Origin of the sequence: Lacicoccus alkaliphilus DSM 16010 (assembly GCF_900142805.1) — a bacterium.
GTDB classification, from domain to species: domain Bacteria; phylum Bacillota; class Bacilli; order Staphylococcales; family Salinicoccaceae; genus Lacicoccus; species Lacicoccus alkaliphilus.
The window spans coordinates 239,274-259,711 of record NZ_FRCF01000002.1; the positions used below are offsets into that span (position 1 = coordinate 239,274).

Consider the following 20,438-nt stretch of genomic DNA (forward strand, 5'->3'; position numbering starts at 1 on the left):
AGTCAAATCAATTTTTCAATTTAATGTTGTTTTATTACATCATTCAAATATACTTTACTTAACCCGTTCAGTAATATATCCTCAGTATTTGATTTACAAGTAATAATGAGTTTTATAGAATGATTGTGAGCGAAATATAAAATAGGAGAAAGCATATGAGTAAATTTGATGAACAGATTTTAGTGGTGCCCCGGACCAGGTTGTTCAATTCCGAGGAAAATGCCTTCAACGGTTTCATCGGCAGGGATGACGCACGTTATAAATCGATAGTGGAGACTTTCAGCGATTATGAAGTCAGGCGCCGGGGTGATATGGAAGAAGATCCTTCCTACAAGCAGCTGGTCAGCTATGTCATCATCTCATCCGGCGATGATGAGACGCTTGTATATGAAAGGCTTGACGGCGGCGGTGAAAAGAGGCTGCACGGTCTGCTGTCGATCGGCGTGGGCGGTCATATGAACGATATAGAAGATGTCGACGATATTGATGAAAAACTATCCATCAACGCCAAGCGGGAGCTTGAAGAGGAGGTCGGCCTTGCCGGGGATGATATCAAAAATATCGAAATCATGGGTCTGATCAATGATGACGGGAATGAGGTCGGCCGGGTGCACATCGGGCTGGTGCTTAAAGTGTCGGTCGAGAAAGACAGTGTAGCCAACATGGAGGCTGACACCCTTTCCCTGAAATGGACCGGTAACGAGGGCCTGTCCGGCTTGTCTCCTTATGAGTCCTGGAGCGAATTGATCATTCGTGATGCTTATGGCAGATAAGATAACGACCCACCAGCGCTTCATGAAGAAAGCTGAGAAGGATCTGGTCCGCATGTTCAAGGACGGGGAGTTTAAAACTTTCCGGGAAAAGTATCATCACTTCATCAAAATGGGCACCCCGGATATCAGCCTCGAAGAGATGTTCTACGAAGCCATGGACGCGCTTGGCGAGTATGATGATATTGTGGACTACGCCCTGAAGCAGTTGAATGAGGGTACGGGTGATTATGAAACCCACATGATCGAAATGCTCAAGGCATTGAATGCGCAGGAGAGGTATTATGAAGTGATCAACTTCTCCGATCATATTATGGAGGAGAAGATCCCCCAGGGCTTCCGGATCGAAATCGCAGCAATCAGGCACAAGGCGAAGAAGGCGATTGATGACCGCCAGTACAGGCGCAGTGCCGGGATGGCGGATGAAAAGGGCACTCAGGAGGAAGATATCGACCTCGATGATATGTCGCATCAGGAAATACTCCGGATGTTCAGCACATTTGCCGATGAAAAGGACATCAGGTATAAGGATTTTGTGCTGGAACACCTCGAGGATATCCATGCGCGCGACATCGTCACCTTCATGCTGCTTTATTTGAAGGAAATCGGTTACAACGAAGCAGTCCGCCATCATAAGTTCGGAGCACCTGTTGATGTTGTGCCGGTCAATCTGCCGTCGCTCGAGGAGGTCACATTGATGAAGGATGTCGAACCGGATGTGATCGAAGTGCTTGAATCCCGGGCACCGCAGATTGTGGGCGAAGCGACACTGCTGATGACGAGCCATGCGATATTCAATTATCCGAAAGAGCCGGATTTTGAGGCAGAAGAATTGGTTCAGGGCTACCTGCAATATATACTGGACCTGCTGAATGTGGATCATCCATATGAGGCCGACAGGCGTATTTATGAGTGGATAGATGAAATGGAACACCTCGTTACGACGAGTGAAACTTAATGAAAGTCAGATGTTGGATAAGGAATACTAGTATGTTATACTAAACTGGTTATGAAAAAATGTATTAACGGAGGAATTATACTATGTCTCAAAAATGGGAAAAGCAAGAAGGTAACGAAGGAATCCTCACGGTCACTGTACCTGCAGAGGAATTCAATCAAGCATTGGATGAAGCATTTGTGAAAGTTTCCAAGGATGTTTCACTTCCAGGTTTCAGGAAAGGGAAAGTTCCACGTCAAATGTTTGAAAGTCGTTTCGGTGTAGAATCCTTATACCAGGACGCGCTGGATATCGTCCTTTCACCGAACTATGCTAAAGCTGTTGATGAAGTAGGTATTACTCCTGTTGATCAGCCTGAAGTGGATATCGTTGAAATGGAAAAAGGCAAAGACCTTATCTTCACAGCGAAAGTGACAGTGGAGCCAGAAGTTACGCTCGGCGAATACAAAGGTCTGGAAGGCACACAGCTTCCGACGGAAGTGACCGAAGCTGACGTGGACCACGAAATCGAGCACATGCTTGAACATCAGGCGGAAATGGTCGTCAAAGAAGACGGTGAAGTGGAAGATGGCGACACAGTGAACCTGGACTTCGACGGTTATATCGACGGCGAACAGTTCGAGGGCGGAAAAGCAGAAGGTTTCGACCTTGAAGTCGGTTCCGGATCATTCATCGGCGGATTTGAAGAACAGCTCACCGGCCTTAAAGTGGATGATGAGAAAGATGTTGAAGTCACTTTCCCTGAAGACTACCAGGCTGAAGAGCTTGCCGGTAAACCTGCAGTATTCAAAGTCAAAATCAACTCCATTAAAGTGAAAGAGACGCCTGAACTTGACGATGACCTTGTCAAAGAGCTGGATCAGGGTGTTGAAACTGTGGATGAGCTGAAAGCCAAACTTGAAAAAGACCTGAAAGAAGCAAAAGAAAACCAGGCAGACACTTCACTGAAAGAAGAACTGCTCATTAAAGCAAGTGACAATGCTGAAATTGATGTTCCTGAAGCGATGGTCCAGACGGAACTTGACAGAATGCTCCAGGAGTTCGAACAGAACCTTTCCCAGCAGGGCATCAACCTAGAAATGTACCAGCAGTTGTCCGGTCAGGATGAGAACGCGCTCCGTGAAACGATGAAGGAAGACGCTGAAAACCGTGTTAAAACGAACCTGACATTGAAACAGATCGCAGTTGATGAAAACATCGAGATCAAGGAAGAAGATCTTGATAAAGAGCTTGAGAAAATGAGTGAACAGTTCGGAATCAAAGTTGAAGACATCAAATCAACTTTAGGCGACCTGTCAATGCTTGAACAGGACATCAAAGTACAGAAGGCACTGGATGTACTTGTGGATAATGCCAAACTTGTTGAAGCTTCTGAAGCTGAAACAGAAGAGACGGAAGAATCCTCCAAAGAAGAAAAGTAGAATCCTTTAAATCAAAATAGCTCTGCAACGCAATGTTGCAGAGCTATTGGCATCAGTTGCGGCAAGTTCATTTATTTGATTTCAGGCCTGAATTCTAGTATAGTTTACGACAATGATAAAAGAGGTGTTTATATGATCAAATTTAATGAAGACGATACAAATTTAACATGTTCGTTCTGTGGTAAAGACCAGGAACAGGTGAAGAAACTCATCGCAGGCAGCGGCGTGTATATTTGTAATGAATGTATAGAATTGTGTTACGAAATAATAGAAGAAGAGCTGAAAACCGAGCACAAGGCGGTATTCACAGAGCTTCCAAAACCTCAGGAGATACTCGAGTCCCTGAATGACTATGTAATCGGGCAGGATAAGGCTAAACGTGCTTTGAGTGTCGCAGTTTACAACCATTATAAACGTATCAATCAGGAAAACAGTAATGATGATGTTGAAATTTCCAAGAGTAATATTTCATTGATCGGTCCTACCGGCAGCGGTAAGACATTGCTCGCGCAGACCCTGGCACGTACATTGGATGTACCATTCGCCATTGCTGATGCGACAAGCCTGACTGAAGCCGGTTATGTCGGCGACGATGTTGAAAACATCCTACTGCGCCTGATCCAGGCTGCAGACTTCGATGTGGAACGTGCCGAGCAGGGCATCATCTATGTCGATGAAATCGACAAGATTGCGCGCAAGAGTGAAAATACTTCCATCACGCGTGATGTATCCGGCGAAGGCGTACAGCAGGCCCTTCTTAAAATATTGGAAGGGACGACTGCAAGCGTTCCGCCTCAGGGGGGCAGGAAGCACCCTAACCAGGAATCGATCCAGATCGACACGAAAAACATCCTCTTCATATTGGGCGGCGCCTTCGACGGCATGGACGAAATCATCAAGCGCAGAGTCGGTGAAAAAGTCATCGGTTTCGGCGGACCTTCCGCTGCGCTCGAGGACAAAGATGCGATACTGTCCAATGTACGTCCGGAAGACCTGCAAAGCTACGGTCTGATACCGGAATTCATCGGTCGTGTGCCGATCATCAGCCACCTCGAAGAACTTGATGTTGATGCACTCAAATCCATCCTTACAGAACCGAAGAATGCCCTCGTCAAGCAGTATAAGAAAATGCTTGCGATCGATGAAGTGGAACTTGAATTCGATGACGATGCACTCGATGCAATCAGCGAACTTGCAATCGAACGTAAAACCGGTGCACGCGGTCTGCGTTCGATCATAGAGGAACGTATGGTGGACATCATGTTCAATGTACCTTCAAATGAAGAAATCAAAAAGGTCAAAATCACCAGGAATACGATCATGGATGAAAGTGATCCTCTGCTTTACAACGCAGATGGCGAAGAGGTCAACATCGATCGTAAAAGTGCATAATAGAAATAGAAAAGCTGTCTGAAGCCCAGACAGCTTTTTTCATGAGGAGTACAAATTATGAAGATCAACCCGAATAATATAGAATTCATGTTTTCAGCCATGGACCCTTCCCAGTACCCGGAGGGGAATATGAAAGAAATCGCCCTGAGCGGCCGCTCCAATGTGGGCAAATCAACGTTCATCAATGCAGTATGCGGACGTAAAAATATAGCGAGAACCTCCTCCAAACCTGGTAAAACCGCCACCCTGAACTTTTATGACGTAGATTCCCAGTTCATATTTGTGGATGTGCCGGGATACGGATACGCAAAACAGTCCAAGACCAGCCGGGAAAAATGGGGACGGCTGATCGAGTCCTACCTTGCTGAGAGGGCGGAGCTTCAGGCAGTGGTGCAGCTGATCGATCTGCGTCATAAGCCGACCCAGGATGATGTCCTGATGTATGACTTCCTGAAGCACCTTGAAATACCTGTAATAGTCGTATGCACCAAATCCGACAAGATAGGGAAGAGCAAAGTTCAGAAACATTTGAAAGTGGTCAGGGAGACGCTTGAAGTGGAACCGGAAGATCATCTCATCGATTTTTCCTCCGTCGATAAAAAGAACCTCCCAAAAGTGTATGAAGCATTGAGCAATTATGTCTAGTTTAGAACAATTTTAATTAATATAGAATTTCAACCATGTTATATAGAAATGGCATGGTTTATTTGATACAATTAGGGTAATTATTGCTACTTATAACGGTGGTAGGAGGAAATGTAATGCACGTAATATCGCTGAGTTTAAATTATAGAAAAGCGACAGTTGAAGAACGTGAAAAAGTGCAGTTCAATGAAATGGAACTGACGGCAGCGCTGCACAAACTGCGGTCTGAAAAAAGTATACTGGAAACGGTGATGCTCTCCACATGCAACAGGACGGAAGTCTATATTGTGAGTGATCAGGTGCATACCGGTAAATATTATGCCCAAAACTTTTTGGCACAGTGGTTTGATGTGGAACTTGACACGATCAAGAGGATCATCGATGTCAAAGTCGGGGATGAGGCAGTGGAGCATCTGTTCTACGTGACAGCAGGACTGGATTCCATGGTGCTCGGCGAGACGCAGATACTTGGTCAGATACGTGATGCTTTCATCAGAGCCCAGAATGAAAAAACGACGGGGACCATCTTCAATAAACTATTCAAAGAGGCGATCACCGTAGCCAAAAAAGGGCACAATGACACGGATATTTCTAAAAATGCGATTTCAACTTCCTATGCTGCGGTCCAGCTGATCAATAAGATCATTGAACGGAAAAGGGAAACGAAAGCGGTCGTGGTCGGTGCAGGGGAGATGTCTGAGCAGTCGGTGATCAACTTGACTTCAAACGGCATCAAGGATATCACCATAGTCAACCGTTCTCAGGAGAATGCCAAAAAACTCGCTGCAAAATATGGTTGCACTTATGCTGCCATGGAAGAGTTGGAAACGCATCTGAGGAATACGGACATCGTCATTTCCAGCACGGCTTCCAGAAACTACGTGATCACTGAAGCAGCGATTGAGGATATCCAGAAATCAAGGGCAGGCCGTCCTTTGATAATGATCGACATTGCGATGCCGAGGGACATAGAACCAAGCACCGCCCAATATGAAAATGTATATATGTATAATGTCGATGACCTGCAGGGTCTGATCGATTCCAATCTCGAAACGCGCCAGCAGGAAGCGAAGAAAGTGGAAGCTATGATCAGAAAATCCCAGGATGAGTTTGAGAACTGGGTCAATATGCTCGGTGTGACGCCGGTGATCCAGGCGCTCAGGACGAAAGCCCTCACGATCCATGAAGAGACGTTTGAGAGCGTTGAACGTAAAATGCCCGATATGACCGAGCGCGAACGCACTGTCATCAGCAAGCACATGAAGAGTATCATCAATCAGATGCTGAAGGATCCGATCATCTATACGAAGGAAATTGCGAATGATAAACAAGCTGCAAAAAAGCTTCAGGAAATAGAAATGCTGTTTGGCATAGAAGATGAAGTCAGTGAAGTGAGAGAGAGAGAAATGGAGAAATACCGACAGGAGACTCACAAAATCAATACAGAACTTGCATATGACTGATATGGGTGGGGACGAATATGGATATTGTGTTCCGCATCAATGAATTTATAATGCTTTTATATTTCACGGGCCTTTCTGTGCTGGCGTACGATTTAGCTTTAAGAAATCGCCAAGCCAGAAAGGTTTCCTTTTATTTGATTGCAGGTGCAACAGCTCTGCACCTGGTGACTTACATCAGCCTCATTTTCAGCCTTTCGAGGATTCCGGTGTTCACCACCTATGAAGGCATGTTCACCTTATCCCTTATATTATCAATCCTCGGGATTTTATATTATTATAAAAATGAAAGTGAACAGGTGCTGTTCGGATTCATATTTCTGAGTTTCATATTCTTTTCTATATTCACGTTCCATCCTGAGCCGCTGACCAGGGAAGTGGAAGCGACAATGATGATGAACGAACTTCTGATCATACACGTGGGGCTGGCTCTGCTTGCCTATGTGCTGTTTTTCATATCGGCGCTGCATTCCCTGATTTACCTCATACAACATGACAACTTGAAGAAGAAGCGCTTCAACCGTACATTCTTCTCCTTATTCAGCATCGAGACGGCAAGGAAGATCATGCTCAGGAGTCTGGTGATCGGCCTGCTGACAATGACGGTCAGCATCCTGCTTGGACTGTACTGGGGCATACAAATCATGGGTATGGACATAATATGGGATGTCAAAGTGATCGGCACTGCGTTTGTGGTGCTCCTGTATATCGTGCTCTTCATTTATTTGAAAAAAATGCGCAATACTTATATATTTGCTATGTTGAACATTGTATTGTTCATATTTTGCATGATCAATTACTTATTTGTATCACAATTTTCAAGTTTCCATATCTGGACTTAAAAAAAGGAGTATTTTAATGAGAAAGTTTATCGTTGGTTCACGCCGCAGCGGTCTTGCAATGACACAGTCAAAGCAATTCATCGCTTCGCTTGAAGAAAAATTCCCGGAAGCAGAATTTGAAATAAAGGAAATCGTGACGAAAGGCGACCGGATAGTGGATGTCCAGTTGTCGAAAGTCGGCGGTAAAGGGCTGTTCGTCAAAGAGATCGAACTTGCCCTTGAAAATAAAGAAATCGATATGGCGATCCATAGTCTCAAAGATGTCCCGAGCCGGCTGCCCGAGCAGTTCAAAATCGGCTGTATTCCTGAAAGGGAAGATATGAGGGATGCCTTCCTTTCCAACAACAAGGTGCTGTTCAAAGATCTGCCTTCCGGAAGCATCGTCGGGACGAGCAGCCTGAGACGTGCGGCCCAGCTGAAATCGATGCGGGACGACATCACCGTGAACTGGGTGAGGGGCAATATCGACACCCGCATCAAGAAGATGGAGTCGGGGGAATACGACGCAATCATACTTGCAGCCGCCGGCCTTAAAAGGATGGGCTGGGGCGACAGCCGTGTCACGGAGTATTTTGATGCCGAAGAATTCATTCCGGCAATTGCACAGGGTGCGCTTGGCATAGAGATCAGGAGAGATGACCATGAACTCGCTGAGATGCTGGAGGCGGTCCACTCTACTGAGGACGCGATATGCACCTCTGCAGAAAGGACGTTCCTGCGCCGTATGGATGGCAGCTGCCAGGTCCCGATCGGTGGTTATGCGACGCTTGAAGACGGTGAACTTTACCTGACCGGTCTGATCATGTCGGAAGACGGCAACGAGAAATACGTCGTCAAAAAATCCGGGACTGATCCGGAAGGGCTCGGGAATCTTGTGGCTGATGAAATGGAGAAGATCGGGGCCAAGGAAATCATCGACAAGATCAATGAAGCACAGTAAAGAAGAAAAAAAGACAGTGCTGGTGACCCAGACAAAGCTGAACGGTACCAGCGACCGGTTTAACATTTTACATGCGCCTCTGATCTCAATCCATCCGCTTGATATTGAAGAAGAGTTTTTGAAGCATGATTATGACTGGTTGATACTGACGAGTAAAAATGCCGTCAAGCTCTTCCTGCCGTATATGACGGATTTGAAATTCACCAGATTGGCAAGCATCGGGGAAAAGACGACGGAGGCACTTGTGAAGAACGGCTACACCGTCGACTTTGAACCGTCCGTCTACACCCAGGAGGGGTTCATTGATGACTTCCCCATTCATGAAGTGAAGAGTGAACGGGTGCTTTATCCGACAAGCAAAGCCGCAAGGCCCCATCTGAAAGATCATCTGACAGCCCATGGGGTGATGGTGGATCAGCTTTCCATATATGAACCCCGGGATAATATCCAATCGATGGAAAAGATCAGGGAAGGGCTCGATGAGATCGATATAGTGACCTTTTCCAGTCCGTCCGGTGTCAAAGTGTTCATGAAATACATCGAGCCGGAAAAACTGCATGACAAGAACGTCATCTCGATCGGCGCGGTCACTAAAAATCAGCTTGACCAGTTTAATGTGCCGTCCATCTCTCCTGAAAAAGCGACACTTGAAAGCATGTATGAATTAATCAACGAAAAATTTGAGGTGTAATAATGAATTTTGACCGTCATAGAAGACTCAGACGCACAGCAAATATGCGGGATATGGTGAGGGAGACCCACCTCCATAAAGAGGACCTCATCTATCCGATATTCGTGGTGGAAAAAGACGATGTCAGGAAGGAAGTCCCTTCAATGAAGGGGGTTCATCAAATTTCATTGAATTTATTGAAAGAAGAGCTGGACGAAGTGGCAGCCCTCGGCATCAAGTCGGTCATCTTCTTCGGCGTCCCGAATGAAAAGGATGAAGTGGGCAGCGGTGCATACCATGACCATGGCATCGTCCAGGAAGCATGCCGCTTGTCCAAGGCACATCATCCGGATCTGCTCGTCATACTTGACACATGTCTGTGCGAATACACCGATCATGGCCACTGCGGCCTGATCGATCCGGATACGGAAGATGTCGATAATGACTCGACTTTACCTTTACTGGTCAGGACTGCTGTTTCACAGGCCCGGGCAGGCGCCGACATCATCGCGCCAAGCAATATGATGGACGGCTTCGTTACCGAGATCAGGAGGGGGCTCGATGAGAACGGCTTCAGACATATCCCGATCATGAGCTACGGCATCAAGTATGCTTCCAAGTTTTATGGCCCATTCCGTGATGCGGCGGAGTCGACACCTTCGTTCGGGGACCGCAGGACTTATCAGATGGATCCTGCCAACAGGTTGGAAGCACTCAGGGAACTGGAAAGCGATGAAATCGAAGGCGCGGACATGATGATCGTGAAACCTGCCCTGTCCTACCTGGATATCATCCGCGATGTGAGGAACCATTCGGACCTGCCCGTCGTTGCTTATAATGTCAGTGGGGAATATGCGATGACGAGAACGGCAATCGACATGGGCCTTGTCGATGAAGAAGTCATCATCGAACAGATGGTTTCCATGAAACGTGCCGGGGCGGACTTAATCATCACTTATTTTGCAAAAGATATTTGTAAGAAAATTGATCGAGGAGAGGTATAATCATGTTTGAAAAATCAAAAGCACTATATGCAGAAGCAGTTGAACTGATGCCGGGCGGTGTGAACTCACCTGCGAGGGCATTCAAATCCGTCGGTGACCACCCTTTGTTCATCGAGCGGGCAAAAGACGCACGCCTTTACGACGTCGACGGCAACGAATTCATCGATTACTGCCTGAGCTTCGGGCCTTTGATCCTGGGGCACAGTGATGACAAAGTGATTTCAGAAGTTTCGGAAACGGCGAAGAAAGGTACGAGTTTCGGTGCACCGACCGAACTGGAGAACAAAATGGCTGAACTTGTCATAGACCGCGTGCCGTCTGTTGAAATGGTGCGCATGGTGTCCTCAGGTACGGAAGCGACACTTTCAGCACTCAGACTGGCAAGAGGCTACACCGGCCGTAATAAAATACTTAAATTTGAAGGCTGCTACCATGGTCACAGTGATTCACTGCTCATCAAAGCGGGATCAGGTGTTGCGACACTGGGGCTTCCCGATTCCCCGGGCGTGCCTGAAGGCACAGCCCTCAACACCATCACCGTACCTTACAACGATCCTGAGAGCCTGAAAGAGGCTTTCGACAAGTATGGTGAGGATATTGCGGGTGTGATTGTTGAACCGGTCGCAGGAAACATGGGCGTCGTACCTCCGGTGGGCGACTTCCTGCAGTACGTCCGTGAAATCACGGAAGATAATGGTGCCCTGCTGATTTTTGATGAAGTCATGACAGGATTCAGGGTCGGTTACAACTGTGCCCAGGGTCATTACGGTGTCATGCCCGACCTCACCTGCCTCGGCAAGGTGATCGGCGGCGGCATGCCGGTCGGGGCTTACGGCGGAAAGAGGGAAATCATGGAACGTGTTGCACCTGTCGGAGACATTTATCAGGCAGGGACACTTTCCGGTAATCCGCTGGCCATGGCAGGCGGTTATCATACGCTCAGCCAGCTGACTGAAGAAAGTTATGTATATTTCAATGAACTTGCCGACCTGCTTGAGGATGGATTGAAAGAAGTCTTCGGCAGACATGCCAGGCCGATCACGGTCAACCGTGCAGGTTCAATGATCGGGTTCTTCCTCACCGAAGGCCCTGTGAAAGACTTCGACAGTGCCAATGAGAGTGACCTTGTCCTGTTCAAGACGCTCTTCCAGGAACTTCTGAAAGAGGGCATCTATCTGCCTCCGTCCCAATTCGAAGGGATGTTCCTGTCGACCAAACATACCAAGGATGATATAAATGCGACAATAACGGCATTTGACAATGCTCTGGCACGCATAAGTAAAAAGTAACCAAAAATTATGCTTCATAGTTACTCAATTAAGTGTATAATAGGTATGAATAATATTTGGGGGGTCACAGTGAATGAGTGATAAAAAAGATCAAAACCTTACAGATAAGGAAGTCAACATGGAGGGTGTCAGGGATGAAGGCAAGACCTACATCGAGGGCCAGGGCCGTGAAATGATTATTCATTCTAAGGAAGATAAGAAAGAAGATATACGCAATCCATTAGTGTGGGTCATTCCGATCATGGTAATCATATTAATCATTCCATTAATGATTTTCCATATCGGCGGCGATGGTGAAGGCGGAGAGGAAACGGCCGACACCGGTGCGGAAGTTGGAGAATCAGGTGATGATTCAGGTGAGTCCGAAGAGCCGGTTGACGGTGAAGAAGGTGCGCAAGACCAAGCAGTAGAAGATGAAGAAGGCACCGGGGAAGAAGATGCTGAAGAGGGCGCCGGAGAAGAAGATGCTGAAGAGGGCGCTGAGGAAGAAGAGGCTGAAGAAGGCGCTGAGGAAGAAGATGCTGAAGAAGACAACGGCGCTTAATCAGGAGATGCAGATGCTGAAGGTATCTCCCGGAACAGCTGGTCCTCATGTCACGGTGAAGACTTCCCAGCGAAGGATCCATGCCTGCTTTAGATGAAGACCTGGCGGCCATGTGAGACATATGGTCTGAATAATTTATACATAAACCCCCCTGGCTCAGGGGGGGTTTGTGTTTTTAATCAATTTTTGATTCAAGGAAGGTTTTTTCTCTATGAAAATAGTCCGTTTACTCCTCCTGTTACTGCTTGCACTGGCCATATCATGGACATTGAATGCCATAGGCATCATACTTCCATGGCTGTTCGGATCCATGATCGCCACCTTCCTTTTCATCAGGTTCATTTCGGATGAGTTTCATTTTCCGAAATGGCTCGGTAACCTCGGCATCTTCGTCATAGGTTTCGAAATCGGTTCGAATTTCACAGTCGATGCCATGCAGGAAATGCTTGGGGATATTTGGAACATCTTCTTCGTCAGCCTGCTGATCATCATACTCAGCCTGAGTTTATCGGTGATTTTCATGAAGATGACGCAGTGCACCCCCGAGACCGCCTTACTCGCTTCGGTGCCCGGTGCACTGAGCCAGATGCTGATCATGGCTGAAGAAGATGAAAAGGCGGATATGCTTCTTGTGACGATCACCCAGATGTCGAGGATCGTACTGGTCGTCATCCTGGTGCCTTTCATCGCAAGTTTCTTCGCTTTTGAACCGGCAGGGGCAGGGGACGGGGAACCTGCCCCGGTGTTGACCGAAGTGTTTGAACCGTCGATGCTTTTCATCGTGGCCGGTGCCTTCGTTTTAATGTACATATTCAAACTGATCCGGTTTCCGGTCCCTTTTCTGCTCGGGCCGATTTTTGCCGTATTGATCTGGAACATCATGACCGGCCATCATTTTTCATTAAACATCGAATTCATGAATGTGGCGCAGATTTTATTCGGGATCCGAATCGGCAGGCAGCTCACCTCATTGCTGTATCAGCTGAACGGCCGGATGATCGTCTCCATGCTCATACAGAATATACTGCTGATTCTCGGCACACTTTTCATCGCTGGTGTTTATCAGTTGTTCACGGAACATGAGTTCAACAACCTGTTTCTGAGTGCCGCACCGGGTGGAATCGGCCAGCTGATCATCGTGGCGGTTGAGATGGGTGCGGATATTGCAATGATTTCAAGTTATCATATTTTCCGTATATTTTTCATCATTCTGATTGTCACACCGCTCGTCAGCTGGTACTTGGGGTACAGAAGGCGCAGACGCGGTGAAGCTTGACAGTTTATGCAGATTTGTATAAGATGTATTTAATCGAATAACGAGGCCGGAAGAGTAGTCCTGAGCGGGTTTACAGAGAATGTGTGGCTGGTGGGAACACATCGAAGTTCAGGGTGAAAGTAGACCGGAATCAATTTAATCTGAAAATTGCAGTAGGGTTGAACGTAATTATGCGTTAAATAATTTAAGTGCAGCAAGTGATTGCTGAATTTAGGTGGTACCGCGGAACTCCCGTCCTATTTACAGGATGTGGGGTTTTTATTATGGAAGGAGAAATCATTTATGGAAATGCCGAAAAAGTATCATCCAGCGAGTGTTGAAGAAGGTAAATATAAGAAGTGGGTGGAAGAGGGTTATTTCAAATCGGATGCAGATTCTGAGAAGCCGCCTTACTCAATCGTCATTCCGCCGCCGAATGTGACAGGCCGTCTGCATCTCGGGCATGCTTGGGACACGACGCTGCAGGATATCATTACACGCATGAAGCGCATGCAGGGTTACGAAGTGCTTTACCTGCCGGGAATGGACCATGCCGGAATCGCAACTCAGGCGAAAGTGGATGCGCGCCTGCGCGATGAAGGCATCAAAAGTCATGAAATCGGCCGTGAAAAGTTTCTGGAACATGCATGGAACTGGAAAGAGGAGTATGCGGAGTTCATCCGCGACCAGTGGGCGAAGCTCGGTCTCGGCCTGGATTATGACAAAGAGCGGTTTACGCTGGATGAGGGCCTCTCCGGTGCCGTCAAAAAAGTGTTCGTCGACATGTACAATAAAGGTCTGATCTACCGCGGCGAATATATCATCAACTGGGATCCGGACACTGAGACTGCATTGTCGGACATCGAAGTGATCCACAAAGAAGTGGAAGGTAAATTCTATCATGTGAAATATCCAATCGGCGACGGCTCCGGCCACCTGGAAATCGCCACGACGCGTCCGGAGACGATGCTTGGAGACACGGCGATCGTCGTCCATCCGGATGATGAGCGCTATAAGGACCTGATCGGCAAGACTGCCATCCTTCCGATATTGGAAAGGAAGCTGCCGATCATCGCTGACGATTATGTCGATAAGGAGTTCGGCACCGGTGTCATGAAAGTGACCCCGGCACACGATCCGAACGACTTCGAAATCGGCAACAGGCACAACCTTGAGCGGATCAATGTGATGAATACGGACGGCTCCATCAACGACCTCGGCGGGCCTTACGCCGGCCTTGACCGCTTCGACTGCCGCAGACAGCTGGTGAAAGACCTGGAAGCGCAGGAACTGATGATCAAAATAGAGTCCCACGTCCACTCCGTCGGCCACTCTGAGCGCAGCAACGCTGTTGTCGAGCCTTATTTGTCCACCCAGTGGTTTGTCAGCATGGAAACTCTGGCCAAAGATACACTGGATAACCAGAAGACCGGTAACCGCATTGACTTCGTCCCTCAGAGGTTCGAGCAGACTTTCAACACCTGGATGGGGAATATCCGTGACTGGGTGATTTCGAGACAGCTGTGGTGGGGCCACAGGATACCTGCCTGGTATCACAATGAAACGGGAGAGATGTACGTCGGCATGGAGGCACCGGAAGACTCGGAGAACTGGACACAGGATGAAGATGTGCTGGATACTTGGTTCTCAAGCGCATTATGGCCGTTTTCCACGATGGGCTGGCCGGAAGATACGGATGATCTTAAAAAGTTCTTCCCGACGAATGTGCTTGTTACAGGGTATGACATCATCTTCTTCTGGGTGGCGAGGATGATTTTCTCATCTCTTGAACATACAGGACAAAAACCGTTCGACGATGTGCTGCTCCACGGCCTTGTGCGTGATGAACAGAACCGGAAGATGTCCAAATCCCTCGGCAATGGCGTAGATCCTATGGATGTCATCGAAGAATACGGTGCAGATGCACTCAGATACTTCCTCTCCACGGGCACGACACCGGGTCAGGACCTCCGTTACAGTGACGAAAAAGTGGAATCTGTATGGAATTTCATCAATAAGATATGGAATGCCTCCAGGTTCGCCCTGATGAACATCGGCCCCGATTTCAAGATGGTGGACATCGACCTGGAAGGGAAGAAATCACTGGCGGACAAGTGGATACTCACGAATCTGAACACTACGATCAAAGAAGTGACGAGACTCTCCGAAAAATATGAATTCGGTGAAGTCGGACGTCTCCTGTACAATTTCATATGGGATGATTTCTGTGACTGGTATATTGAAATGGCTAAAGTGCCGATGTCTGAAGGAACGGAGCAGGAGAAGCATATGACACGTTCAGTGCTCCTGTATACATTGGATAAAATCCTGAAGATGCTCCATCCATTCATGCCGTTCGTCACAGAGGAAATCTATCAGACGATCGAAGGTGACCGTACAATCGTCACAAGTGCGTGGCCGGAAGCCGAGGACAGCCACATTGATGAGGCTGCGGAAAAAGAAATGGCACTGCTTGTCGAAATCATCAAGTCCGTGCGCCAGACAAGAAGCGAAGTGAACACCCCGCTGTCGAAACCGATCGATATCAAGATAGAAGTCAAAGATGATGCAAGGCGTACAGCAGTGGAAACGAACCGGCATTACATCGAAAGGTTCTGCAACCCGGGCACACTGGAAATCGCAGCTGAAATCGATAAGGACGATGATGACAAGACGAGCGTAATCACAGGGGCCACAGTTGTGCTGCCGCTCGCAGGCCTGATAGATAAAGCCCAGGAAATCGAGCGTCTCACCAGGGAGAAAGAGCGTCTCGAAGGTGAGCTGAAACGCGTGCACGGTAAACTGAACAACGAAAAATTCGTAGCGAATGCACCTGAAAAAGTGGTGCTTGAGGAACGAGAAAAAGAAGCCAAGTACCAGGCGCAGTATGATGAAGTGTCATCACGTCTGCAGAACTTGTCTTAAAAGGGGCCTTTATTCAATGAACTATCAGGAAAGTTTGAACTGGATCCATGATCAGTTGAAATTCGGCATCAAACCGGGACTGGAGAGGATGCATTGGATGCTTGACCGGCTGGATTCTCCGGAAGAGAAAATCAATGGTATTCATGTAGTCGGGACGAACGGTAAAGGGTCGACGCTGAATTACATGAGAAGTGCGCTGAATGCCAATGGTTACACGGTGGGGACTTTCACCTCCCCCTATATCGAGGTGTTCAATGAACGCATCGCAGTGGATGGCAACCCTGTTCCGGACGAAGTGATAGCGGAACTCGCGACGATTGTGCGTCCGGTCAGTGAGATGATGGAAGCAGAGACGGATTTCGGGAAGGCCACCGAGTTTGAAATCATCACCACGATGATGTTCGTTTATTTCGGGAGAATTTCTCCTGTGGATTTTGTGGTGGTGGAGGCTGGTCTCGGTGCAACCTATGACTCGACGAACGTATTCGACCCTGTGATGACTCTGCTGACGAGCATCGGACTGGATCACATCGAGATACTGGGCAACAGTCTGATCGACATCACTAAAGACAAGTCCGGTGTGATAAAGGAGGGCGTGCCGCTCATCTACAACGTGGCTGATGAGCACTCAAGGGAATATGTCCATAAAGTGCTGGAGGAAAAAAAGGCGAAAGGTGTCGAACTGGACCGGGATATCATGATTTTCCACCGTTCTGATGAATTCGACTTTGAATATGGCGCATATGATTTTGAGAACATCCAGCTGAAGATGATCGGGGCGCATCAGCGTGAAAATGCCGCACTTGCGATGGCTGCCCTGCTTGAGCTCAAAGACAGTGGCCGGCTGACATTGAATTTGAACAAGATGGTGGATGCAATGGAAGAGACGGTGTGGGGCGGGCGTATAGAAGTCCTTCAGGAGTCTCCGCTCATCATTGCGGACGGCGCCCACAACAATGAAGCCGTCGAAGCGCTTGCCGCTGCGATGGAAGAACATTACAGCGGCAGGAAGATCACTGTGCTGTTCTCTGCAGTGAAAGGCAAGCCGATCGCTCCCATGGTGGACAGGCTGAATGACATCGCAGATGAATTCAAAGTGACGGAGTTCGAATTCTTCAAGTCACGCCCACTCGATGATATTTACGAGGCAGTGAGCCATCCCCGCAAAGAGAAAGTGCCCGATTATGAAAAATTCATTGCTGATTTCGACGGGGACCTGCTCCTGATCACCGGCAGCCTGTATTTCATCAGTAATGTAAAACAGTTCTTCAGTGGCCATCAGGGGTCGTGACATTAAAAATCCTCAGATCTCTTAAGGGATCTGAGGATTTTGTCGTTTCATCATGAAGATATTTGGATTTTAGAAGGGGCCGTATCCGATCATGATACTCAAAACCATGAAGAATGCGCTTGCCAGAATCCATGTCAGCATGAGCGGCCATACGAATTTCAGCCAGCTGGCATATGGGATGTTGGCAATCGACAATCCGGCCATGAGGATCGCTGAAGTCGGGAACAGATAGTTGGATAAACCGTCACCAAGCTGGAAAGCCAGCACAATCGACTGTCTTGGAATACCGACGATATCTCCGATCGGCGCCATCAACGGGATGGTCGTCGCAGCCTGGCCGGATCCTGACGGGATGAAGAAGTTGATGATGAACTGGGTCAGGAACATACCCACCGCCGCAACTGCCGTCGGCAGCCCTTCAAGTATGTTGCTTACTGAGAAAATGACGGTGTCGATGATGGTGCCGTCTTCCAAAATCAAAAGGATACACCTTGCCAGACCGACGATCAGTGCACCGAAAGTGACATCTTTCGCCCCTTTGATGAAGTTGTCCGCAATGCCATTCGGGGTATTTCCTCCGACGAGACCGGAGAATATTCCCATAGCGAGGAATATCGCAGCGAGTTCCGTGCCGGTGGACCAACCCTGTATGACACCGTAGACGATGAGCGCGAGCCCGGCAAAGACGATGATGAGCACTGCGATATGCCTGCCGGTCAATTCCTTGAAGTCGTAACCTTCAGCATCCGAATCCGCTCTTTTTTCCAGTTCGTAGACATAGCTGTTCTGTTTATCTCTCTGCACCCGTTTACCATACCGGTAGACGAAGACCGAAGCGATCGCCACAAAGACGAGTTGAACGATGATGCGTAAGCCCATACCCGAGAACAAAGGCAGCTCTGCAATTTCCTGGGCGACCCCGACGGTGAATATGTTCATGAATCCGCCTGCGAATCCTGCCGCAGCCCCGAGTGCCACCATGGACATCCCGGTCAAGGCATCCATGCCGAGGGAACGTGCGAGTATGACCCCCATCGGGATGAATATCAGAGTGGACTCCGCCATGCCGAATGTCGCCCCGCCGAATGAGAATATCAGCATCGTCAGCGGAATCAGTATGATTTCCTTATCCTTCAGTAAAGATACTATCTTATTGATACCTGCTTCGATAGCACCGGTGCCGTTTATCATTCCGAAAGCACCGCCTATGATGAAAATCAGGAAGATGATGCCTGCGGCATCCACCATGCCTTCAGGCACGACTGTGAAGATCTGGGTCAAGTTGACCGGATCCTGTTCAACATATGTAAAGCTGGTCTGATCGACGAGTTCCCTGCCTTCAGAATCTTCATACCGTTCGTACTCACCGGCCGGTATGATGTAACTGGCCAGGACCGCCAGGATCACTATTGAATAAATCAGGACAAAAGCATGTGGCATTTTAATGTTCCTTAATATGGTGATCAACCCCCCTTTTATAAGTGTGATTCAATTATATCTTACCGGTTTCCTTATTTACAGGTTAATTTGTAATTATGCAATAATTCTGTATTTTAATAGGCGATACTGATATCATTAAAAGAAAAGGGGGAAAGTAAGATGGCTTCACAACAGACAGGGGACCCGAAAGATATCAGTCAGAAATTCCCGCATACATACGCGATACTTTTATCCGTTGTAATCATCGGGGCGATTCTCAGCTACATCATACCTGCAGGGGAGTACGAACGAACCGAAGTCGATGGACAGACTGTCGTCGTCAGCGGCAGCTATGAGGGGGTGGAGCAGAGCCCCGTCGGCATCTTCGAGCTGTTCATGGCCATACCGAATGGCCTGATCGAAGCTTCAAGCATCATCTTCTATATTTTCCTGATCGGCGGTGCTTTTGGGATCATCCGGGCGACCGGGGCGATAGAGGCGGTCATTCAAAAAGTGATGGAAAAGGTGAAAGGCAATGAAAAGCTGATGATACCGGTGATCATGTTGGTCTTCTCTATCCTCGGTTTCACGACGGGTATGGCTGAAGAGGCAATCATCTTCGTGCCGATCGGCATCGTCCTTGCAGTTGCTCTTGGCTACGATGCAATCGTCGGTACGGCCATGGTCACACTCGGGGCGGCTGCCGGTTTCATCGGGGGCATGTTCAATCCGTTCACAGTCGGTATTGCCCACGGCATTGCCGAACTTCCGATTTTCTCGGGCTGGGGTTTCAGGCTGATCGTCTACTTCTTTGTACTTGGCGCCGGCATCCTTTATGTCATGCACTATGCAAAAAAGGTCAAGAAAGACCCCGGCAAAAGTCTCGTGTACTCCGAGAATGAAGCCGGACAAATCAACTTCACGGAAGACGTCTTTAAATTTGAACGGCTGAAAAAACGTCATGTTCTCATACTCGTCGTATTTCTGATCGGCATCATCGTCAATATTTATGGCATTTTCGTACACGACTGGTTCCTGACCGAACTGTCGGCGAACTTCTTTTTGATCGGCCTGCTAGCGGGCTTTATCGGCGGATTGAAAGTGAATGCCGTCTTTGATGCATTCATCGAGGGCATGAAGCTTGTCGTATTCGGTGCCATCATCGTCGGTTTCGCCCGTGCAATCCTGGTGGTTTTGGAATCCGGTGTGATCATCGATACGATCATTCATTCCATGAGCAGCGTGCTGGATAACATTCCCGGCACTTTCACTGCCCTCGGCATGCTCGTCATCCAGGTCATCATCAACTTCTTCGTCCCGTCGGGATCCGGTCAGGCAGTGACGACGATGCCGATCATGGTGCCGATCGCAGACCTCCAGGAGATTCCGAGGCAGATTGCAGTGCTTGCCTATCAATACGGTGATGCGATCACGAATACAATCATCCCGACGTCAGCATCCCTCATGGGGGTTCTGGCAGTGGCGGGCATCCCTTACTTGAAATGGGTGCAGTTTGTATGGAAGCTGACCCTTTTATGGCTGTTGCTGGCTTCCATCGCACTGGTCGTTGCGACTCTTCTGAATCTGCAGTGATATTGAAAAAACCGGCATAT

General features: G+C 48.1%; 17 protein-coding genes and 1 other annotated feature. Of the genes, 16 read left to right on the forward strand and 1 reads right to left on the reverse strand.

Annotated features, from left to right (window positions below; genetic code table 11):
• The first annotated feature begins 155 nt into the window (after positions 1-155).
• The 15 genes from BUA12_RS01365 (at position 156) to BUA12_RS01435 (ending at position 17,406) form a co-directional block, all read left to right on the forward strand.
• On the forward strand, positions 156-773 hold the full coding sequence (locus BUA12_RS01365) for an NUDIX domain-containing protein (RefSeq protein ID WP_072707580.1): 618 nt from the start codon (positions 156-158) through the stop codon (positions 771-773).
• Positions 763-1,728 (forward strand): hypothetical protein, encoded by a 966-nt coding sequence (locus BUA12_RS01370; protein ID WP_072707582.1) that lies wholly within the window; start codon positions 763-765, stop codon positions 1,726-1,728. The genes BUA12_RS01365 and BUA12_RS01370 overlap by 11 nt, the downstream gene beginning before the upstream one ends.
• Positions 1,729-1,811: 83 nt before the next feature.
• Positions 1,812-3,149, forward strand: coding sequence for a trigger factor (tig, locus tag BUA12_RS01375; RefSeq protein WP_072707585.1), 1,338 nt, complete (start codon positions 1,812-1,814; stop codon positions 3,147-3,149).
• Positions 3,150-3,281: 132 nt separating this feature from the next.
• Positions 3,282-4,541: an ATP-dependent Clp protease ATP-binding subunit ClpX gene (gene clpX / locus BUA12_RS01380; protein ID WP_072707587.1), complete on the forward strand. Its 1,260-nt coding sequence runs from the start codon at positions 3,282-3,284 to the stop codon at positions 4,539-4,541.
• 57 nt (positions 4,542-4,598) lie between these two features.
• Complete coding sequence (gene yihA / locus BUA12_RS01385; protein ID WP_072707589.1) at positions 4,599-5,186, forward strand: ribosome biogenesis GTP-binding protein YihA/YsxC; 588 nt, start codon at positions 4,599-4,601, stop codon at positions 5,184-5,186.
• A 116-nt stretch (positions 5,187-5,302) separates the two neighbouring features.
• Positions 5,303-6,649, forward strand: coding sequence for a glutamyl-tRNA reductase (gene hemA, locus BUA12_RS01390; protein WP_072707591.1), 1,347 nt, complete (start codon positions 5,303-5,305; stop codon positions 6,647-6,649).
• A gap of 17 nt (positions 6,650-6,666) precedes the next feature.
• A complete protein-coding gene (gene ccsA / locus BUA12_RS01395; RefSeq protein WP_072707593.1) occupies positions 6,667-7,488 on the forward strand; it encodes a cytochrome c biogenesis protein CcsA in 822 nt (273 codons plus the stop codon).
• A gap of 16 nt (positions 7,489-7,504) precedes the next feature.
• Positions 7,505-8,428 carry a hydroxymethylbilane synthase gene (gene hemC / locus BUA12_RS01400; protein WP_072707595.1) on the forward strand — a complete coding sequence of 308 codons (924 nt, stop codon included), beginning with the start codon at positions 7,505-7,507 and terminating at the stop codon, positions 8,426-8,428.
• Positions 8,415-9,119, forward strand: coding sequence for a uroporphyrinogen-III synthase (locus BUA12_RS01405; protein WP_072707598.1), 705 nt, complete (start codon positions 8,415-8,417; stop codon positions 9,117-9,119). The genes hemC and BUA12_RS01405 overlap by 14 nt, the downstream gene beginning before the upstream one ends.
• 2 nt (positions 9,120-9,121) lie before the next feature.
• Entirely contained in the window at positions 9,122-10,102 is a 981-nt protein-coding gene (gene hemB, locus BUA12_RS01410) for a porphobilinogen synthase (protein ID WP_072707600.1), read from the forward strand.
• Positions 10,103-10,104: 2 nt separating this feature from the next.
• Positions 10,105-11,391: a glutamate-1-semialdehyde 2,1-aminomutase gene (gene hemL / locus BUA12_RS01415; RefSeq protein ID WP_143146059.1), complete on the forward strand. Its 1,287-nt coding sequence runs from the start codon at positions 10,105-10,107 to the stop codon at positions 11,389-11,391.
• A 73-nt stretch (positions 11,392-11,464) separates the two neighbouring features.
• Entirely contained in the window at positions 11,465-11,935 is a 471-nt protein-coding gene (locus BUA12_RS01420) for a hypothetical protein (protein ID WP_072707604.1), read from the forward strand.
• Between the two features lie 211 nt (positions 11,936-12,146).
• Positions 12,147-13,211 carry an AbrB family transcriptional regulator gene (locus tag BUA12_RS01425; RefSeq protein WP_072707606.1) on the forward strand — a complete coding sequence of 355 codons (1,065 nt, stop codon included), beginning with the start codon at positions 12,147-12,149 and terminating at the stop codon, positions 13,209-13,211.
• Positions 13,212-13,248: 37 nt separating this feature from the next.
• Positions 13,249-13,453, forward strand: a binding site (T-box leader).
• Positions 13,454-13,493: 40 nt separating this feature from the next.
• Positions 13,494-16,115: a valine--tRNA ligase gene (locus tag BUA12_RS01430; protein ID WP_072707608.1), complete on the forward strand. Its 2,622-nt coding sequence runs from the start codon at positions 13,494-13,496 to the stop codon at positions 16,113-16,115.
• 16 nt (positions 16,116-16,131) lie between these two features.
• Positions 16,132-17,406 (forward strand): bifunctional folylpolyglutamate synthase/dihydrofolate synthase, encoded by a 1,275-nt coding sequence (locus tag BUA12_RS01435; protein ID WP_072707610.1) that lies wholly within the window; start codon positions 16,132-16,134, stop codon positions 17,404-17,406.
• A 69-nt stretch (positions 17,407-17,475) separates the two neighbouring features.
• Here the strand turns inward: BUA12_RS01435 and BUA12_RS01440 are convergent, their stop codons facing one another.
• Positions 17,476-18,846, reverse strand: coding sequence for a YfcC family protein (locus tag BUA12_RS01440; RefSeq protein ID WP_072707611.1), 1,371 nt, complete (start codon positions 18,844-18,846; stop codon positions 17,476-17,478).
• Between the two features lie 159 nt (positions 18,847-19,005).
• On the opposite strand from BUA12_RS01440, the gene BUA12_RS01445 reads away from it, so the two are divergent.
• On the forward strand, positions 19,006-20,418 hold the full coding sequence (locus BUA12_RS01445) for a YfcC family protein (RefSeq protein WP_072707612.1): 1,413 nt from the start codon (positions 19,006-19,008) through the stop codon (positions 20,416-20,418).
• Positions 20,419-20,438: the final 20 nt, after the last annotated feature.

What these genes read in the sequence shown, in the direction of transcription:
- ccsA (WP_072707593.1), top strand. Translation starts at nt 6,667, where the DNA reads ATGGATATTGTGTTCCGCATCAATGAATTTATAATGCTTTTATATTTC.
- yihA (WP_072707589.1), top strand. Translation starts at nt 4,599, where the DNA reads ATGAAGATCAACCCGAATAATATAGAATTCATGTTTTCAGCCATGGAC.
- BUA12_RS01405 (WP_072707598.1), top strand. Translation starts at nt 8,415, where the DNA reads ATGAAGCACAGTAAAGAAGAAAAAAAGACAGTGCTGGTGACCCAGACA.
- BUA12_RS01425 (WP_072707606.1), top strand. Translation starts at nt 12,147, where the DNA reads ATGAAAATAGTCCGTTTACTCCTCCTGTTACTGCTTGCACTGGCCATA.
- hemB (WP_072707600.1), top strand. Translation starts at nt 9,122, where the DNA reads ATGAATTTTGACCGTCATAGAAGACTCAGACGCACAGCAAATATGCGG.
- BUA12_RS01365 (WP_072707580.1), top strand. Translation starts at nt 156, where the DNA reads ATGAGTAAATTTGATGAACAGATTTTAGTGGTGCCCCGGACCAGGTTG.
- BUA12_RS01445 (WP_072707612.1), top strand. Translation starts at nt 19,006, where the DNA reads ATGGCTTCACAACAGACAGGGGACCCGAAAGATATCAGTCAGAAATTC.
- BUA12_RS01430 (WP_072707608.1), top strand. Translation starts at nt 13,494, where the DNA reads ATGGAAATGCCGAAAAAGTATCATCCAGCGAGTGTTGAAGAAGGTAAA.
- hemC (WP_072707595.1), top strand. Translation starts at nt 7,505, where the DNA reads ATGAGAAAGTTTATCGTTGGTTCACGCCGCAGCGGTCTTGCAATGACA.
- clpX (WP_072707587.1), top strand. Translation starts at nt 3,282, where the DNA reads ATGATCAAATTTAATGAAGACGATACAAATTTAACATGTTCGTTCTGT.
- BUA12_RS01440 (WP_072707611.1), bottom strand. Translation starts at nt 18,846, where the DNA reads ATGCCACATGCTTTTGTCCTGATTTATTCAATAGTGATCCTGGCGGTC.
- hemL (WP_143146059.1), top strand. Translation starts at nt 10,105, where the DNA reads ATGTTTGAAAAATCAAAAGCACTATATGCAGAAGCAGTTGAACTGATG.
- tig (WP_072707585.1), top strand. Translation starts at nt 1,812, where the DNA reads ATGTCTCAAAAATGGGAAAAGCAAGAAGGTAACGAAGGAATCCTCACG.
- hemA (WP_072707591.1), top strand. Translation starts at nt 5,303, where the DNA reads ATGCACGTAATATCGCTGAGTTTAAATTATAGAAAAGCGACAGTTGAA.
- BUA12_RS01420 (WP_072707604.1), top strand. Translation starts at nt 11,465, where the DNA reads ATGAGTGATAAAAAAGATCAAAACCTTACAGATAAGGAAGTCAACATG.
- BUA12_RS01370 (WP_072707582.1), top strand. Translation starts at nt 763, where the DNA reads ATGGCAGATAAGATAACGACCCACCAGCGCTTCATGAAGAAAGCTGAG.
- BUA12_RS01435 (WP_072707610.1), top strand. Translation starts at nt 16,132, where the DNA reads ATGAACTATCAGGAAAGTTTGAACTGGATCCATGATCAGTTGAAATTC.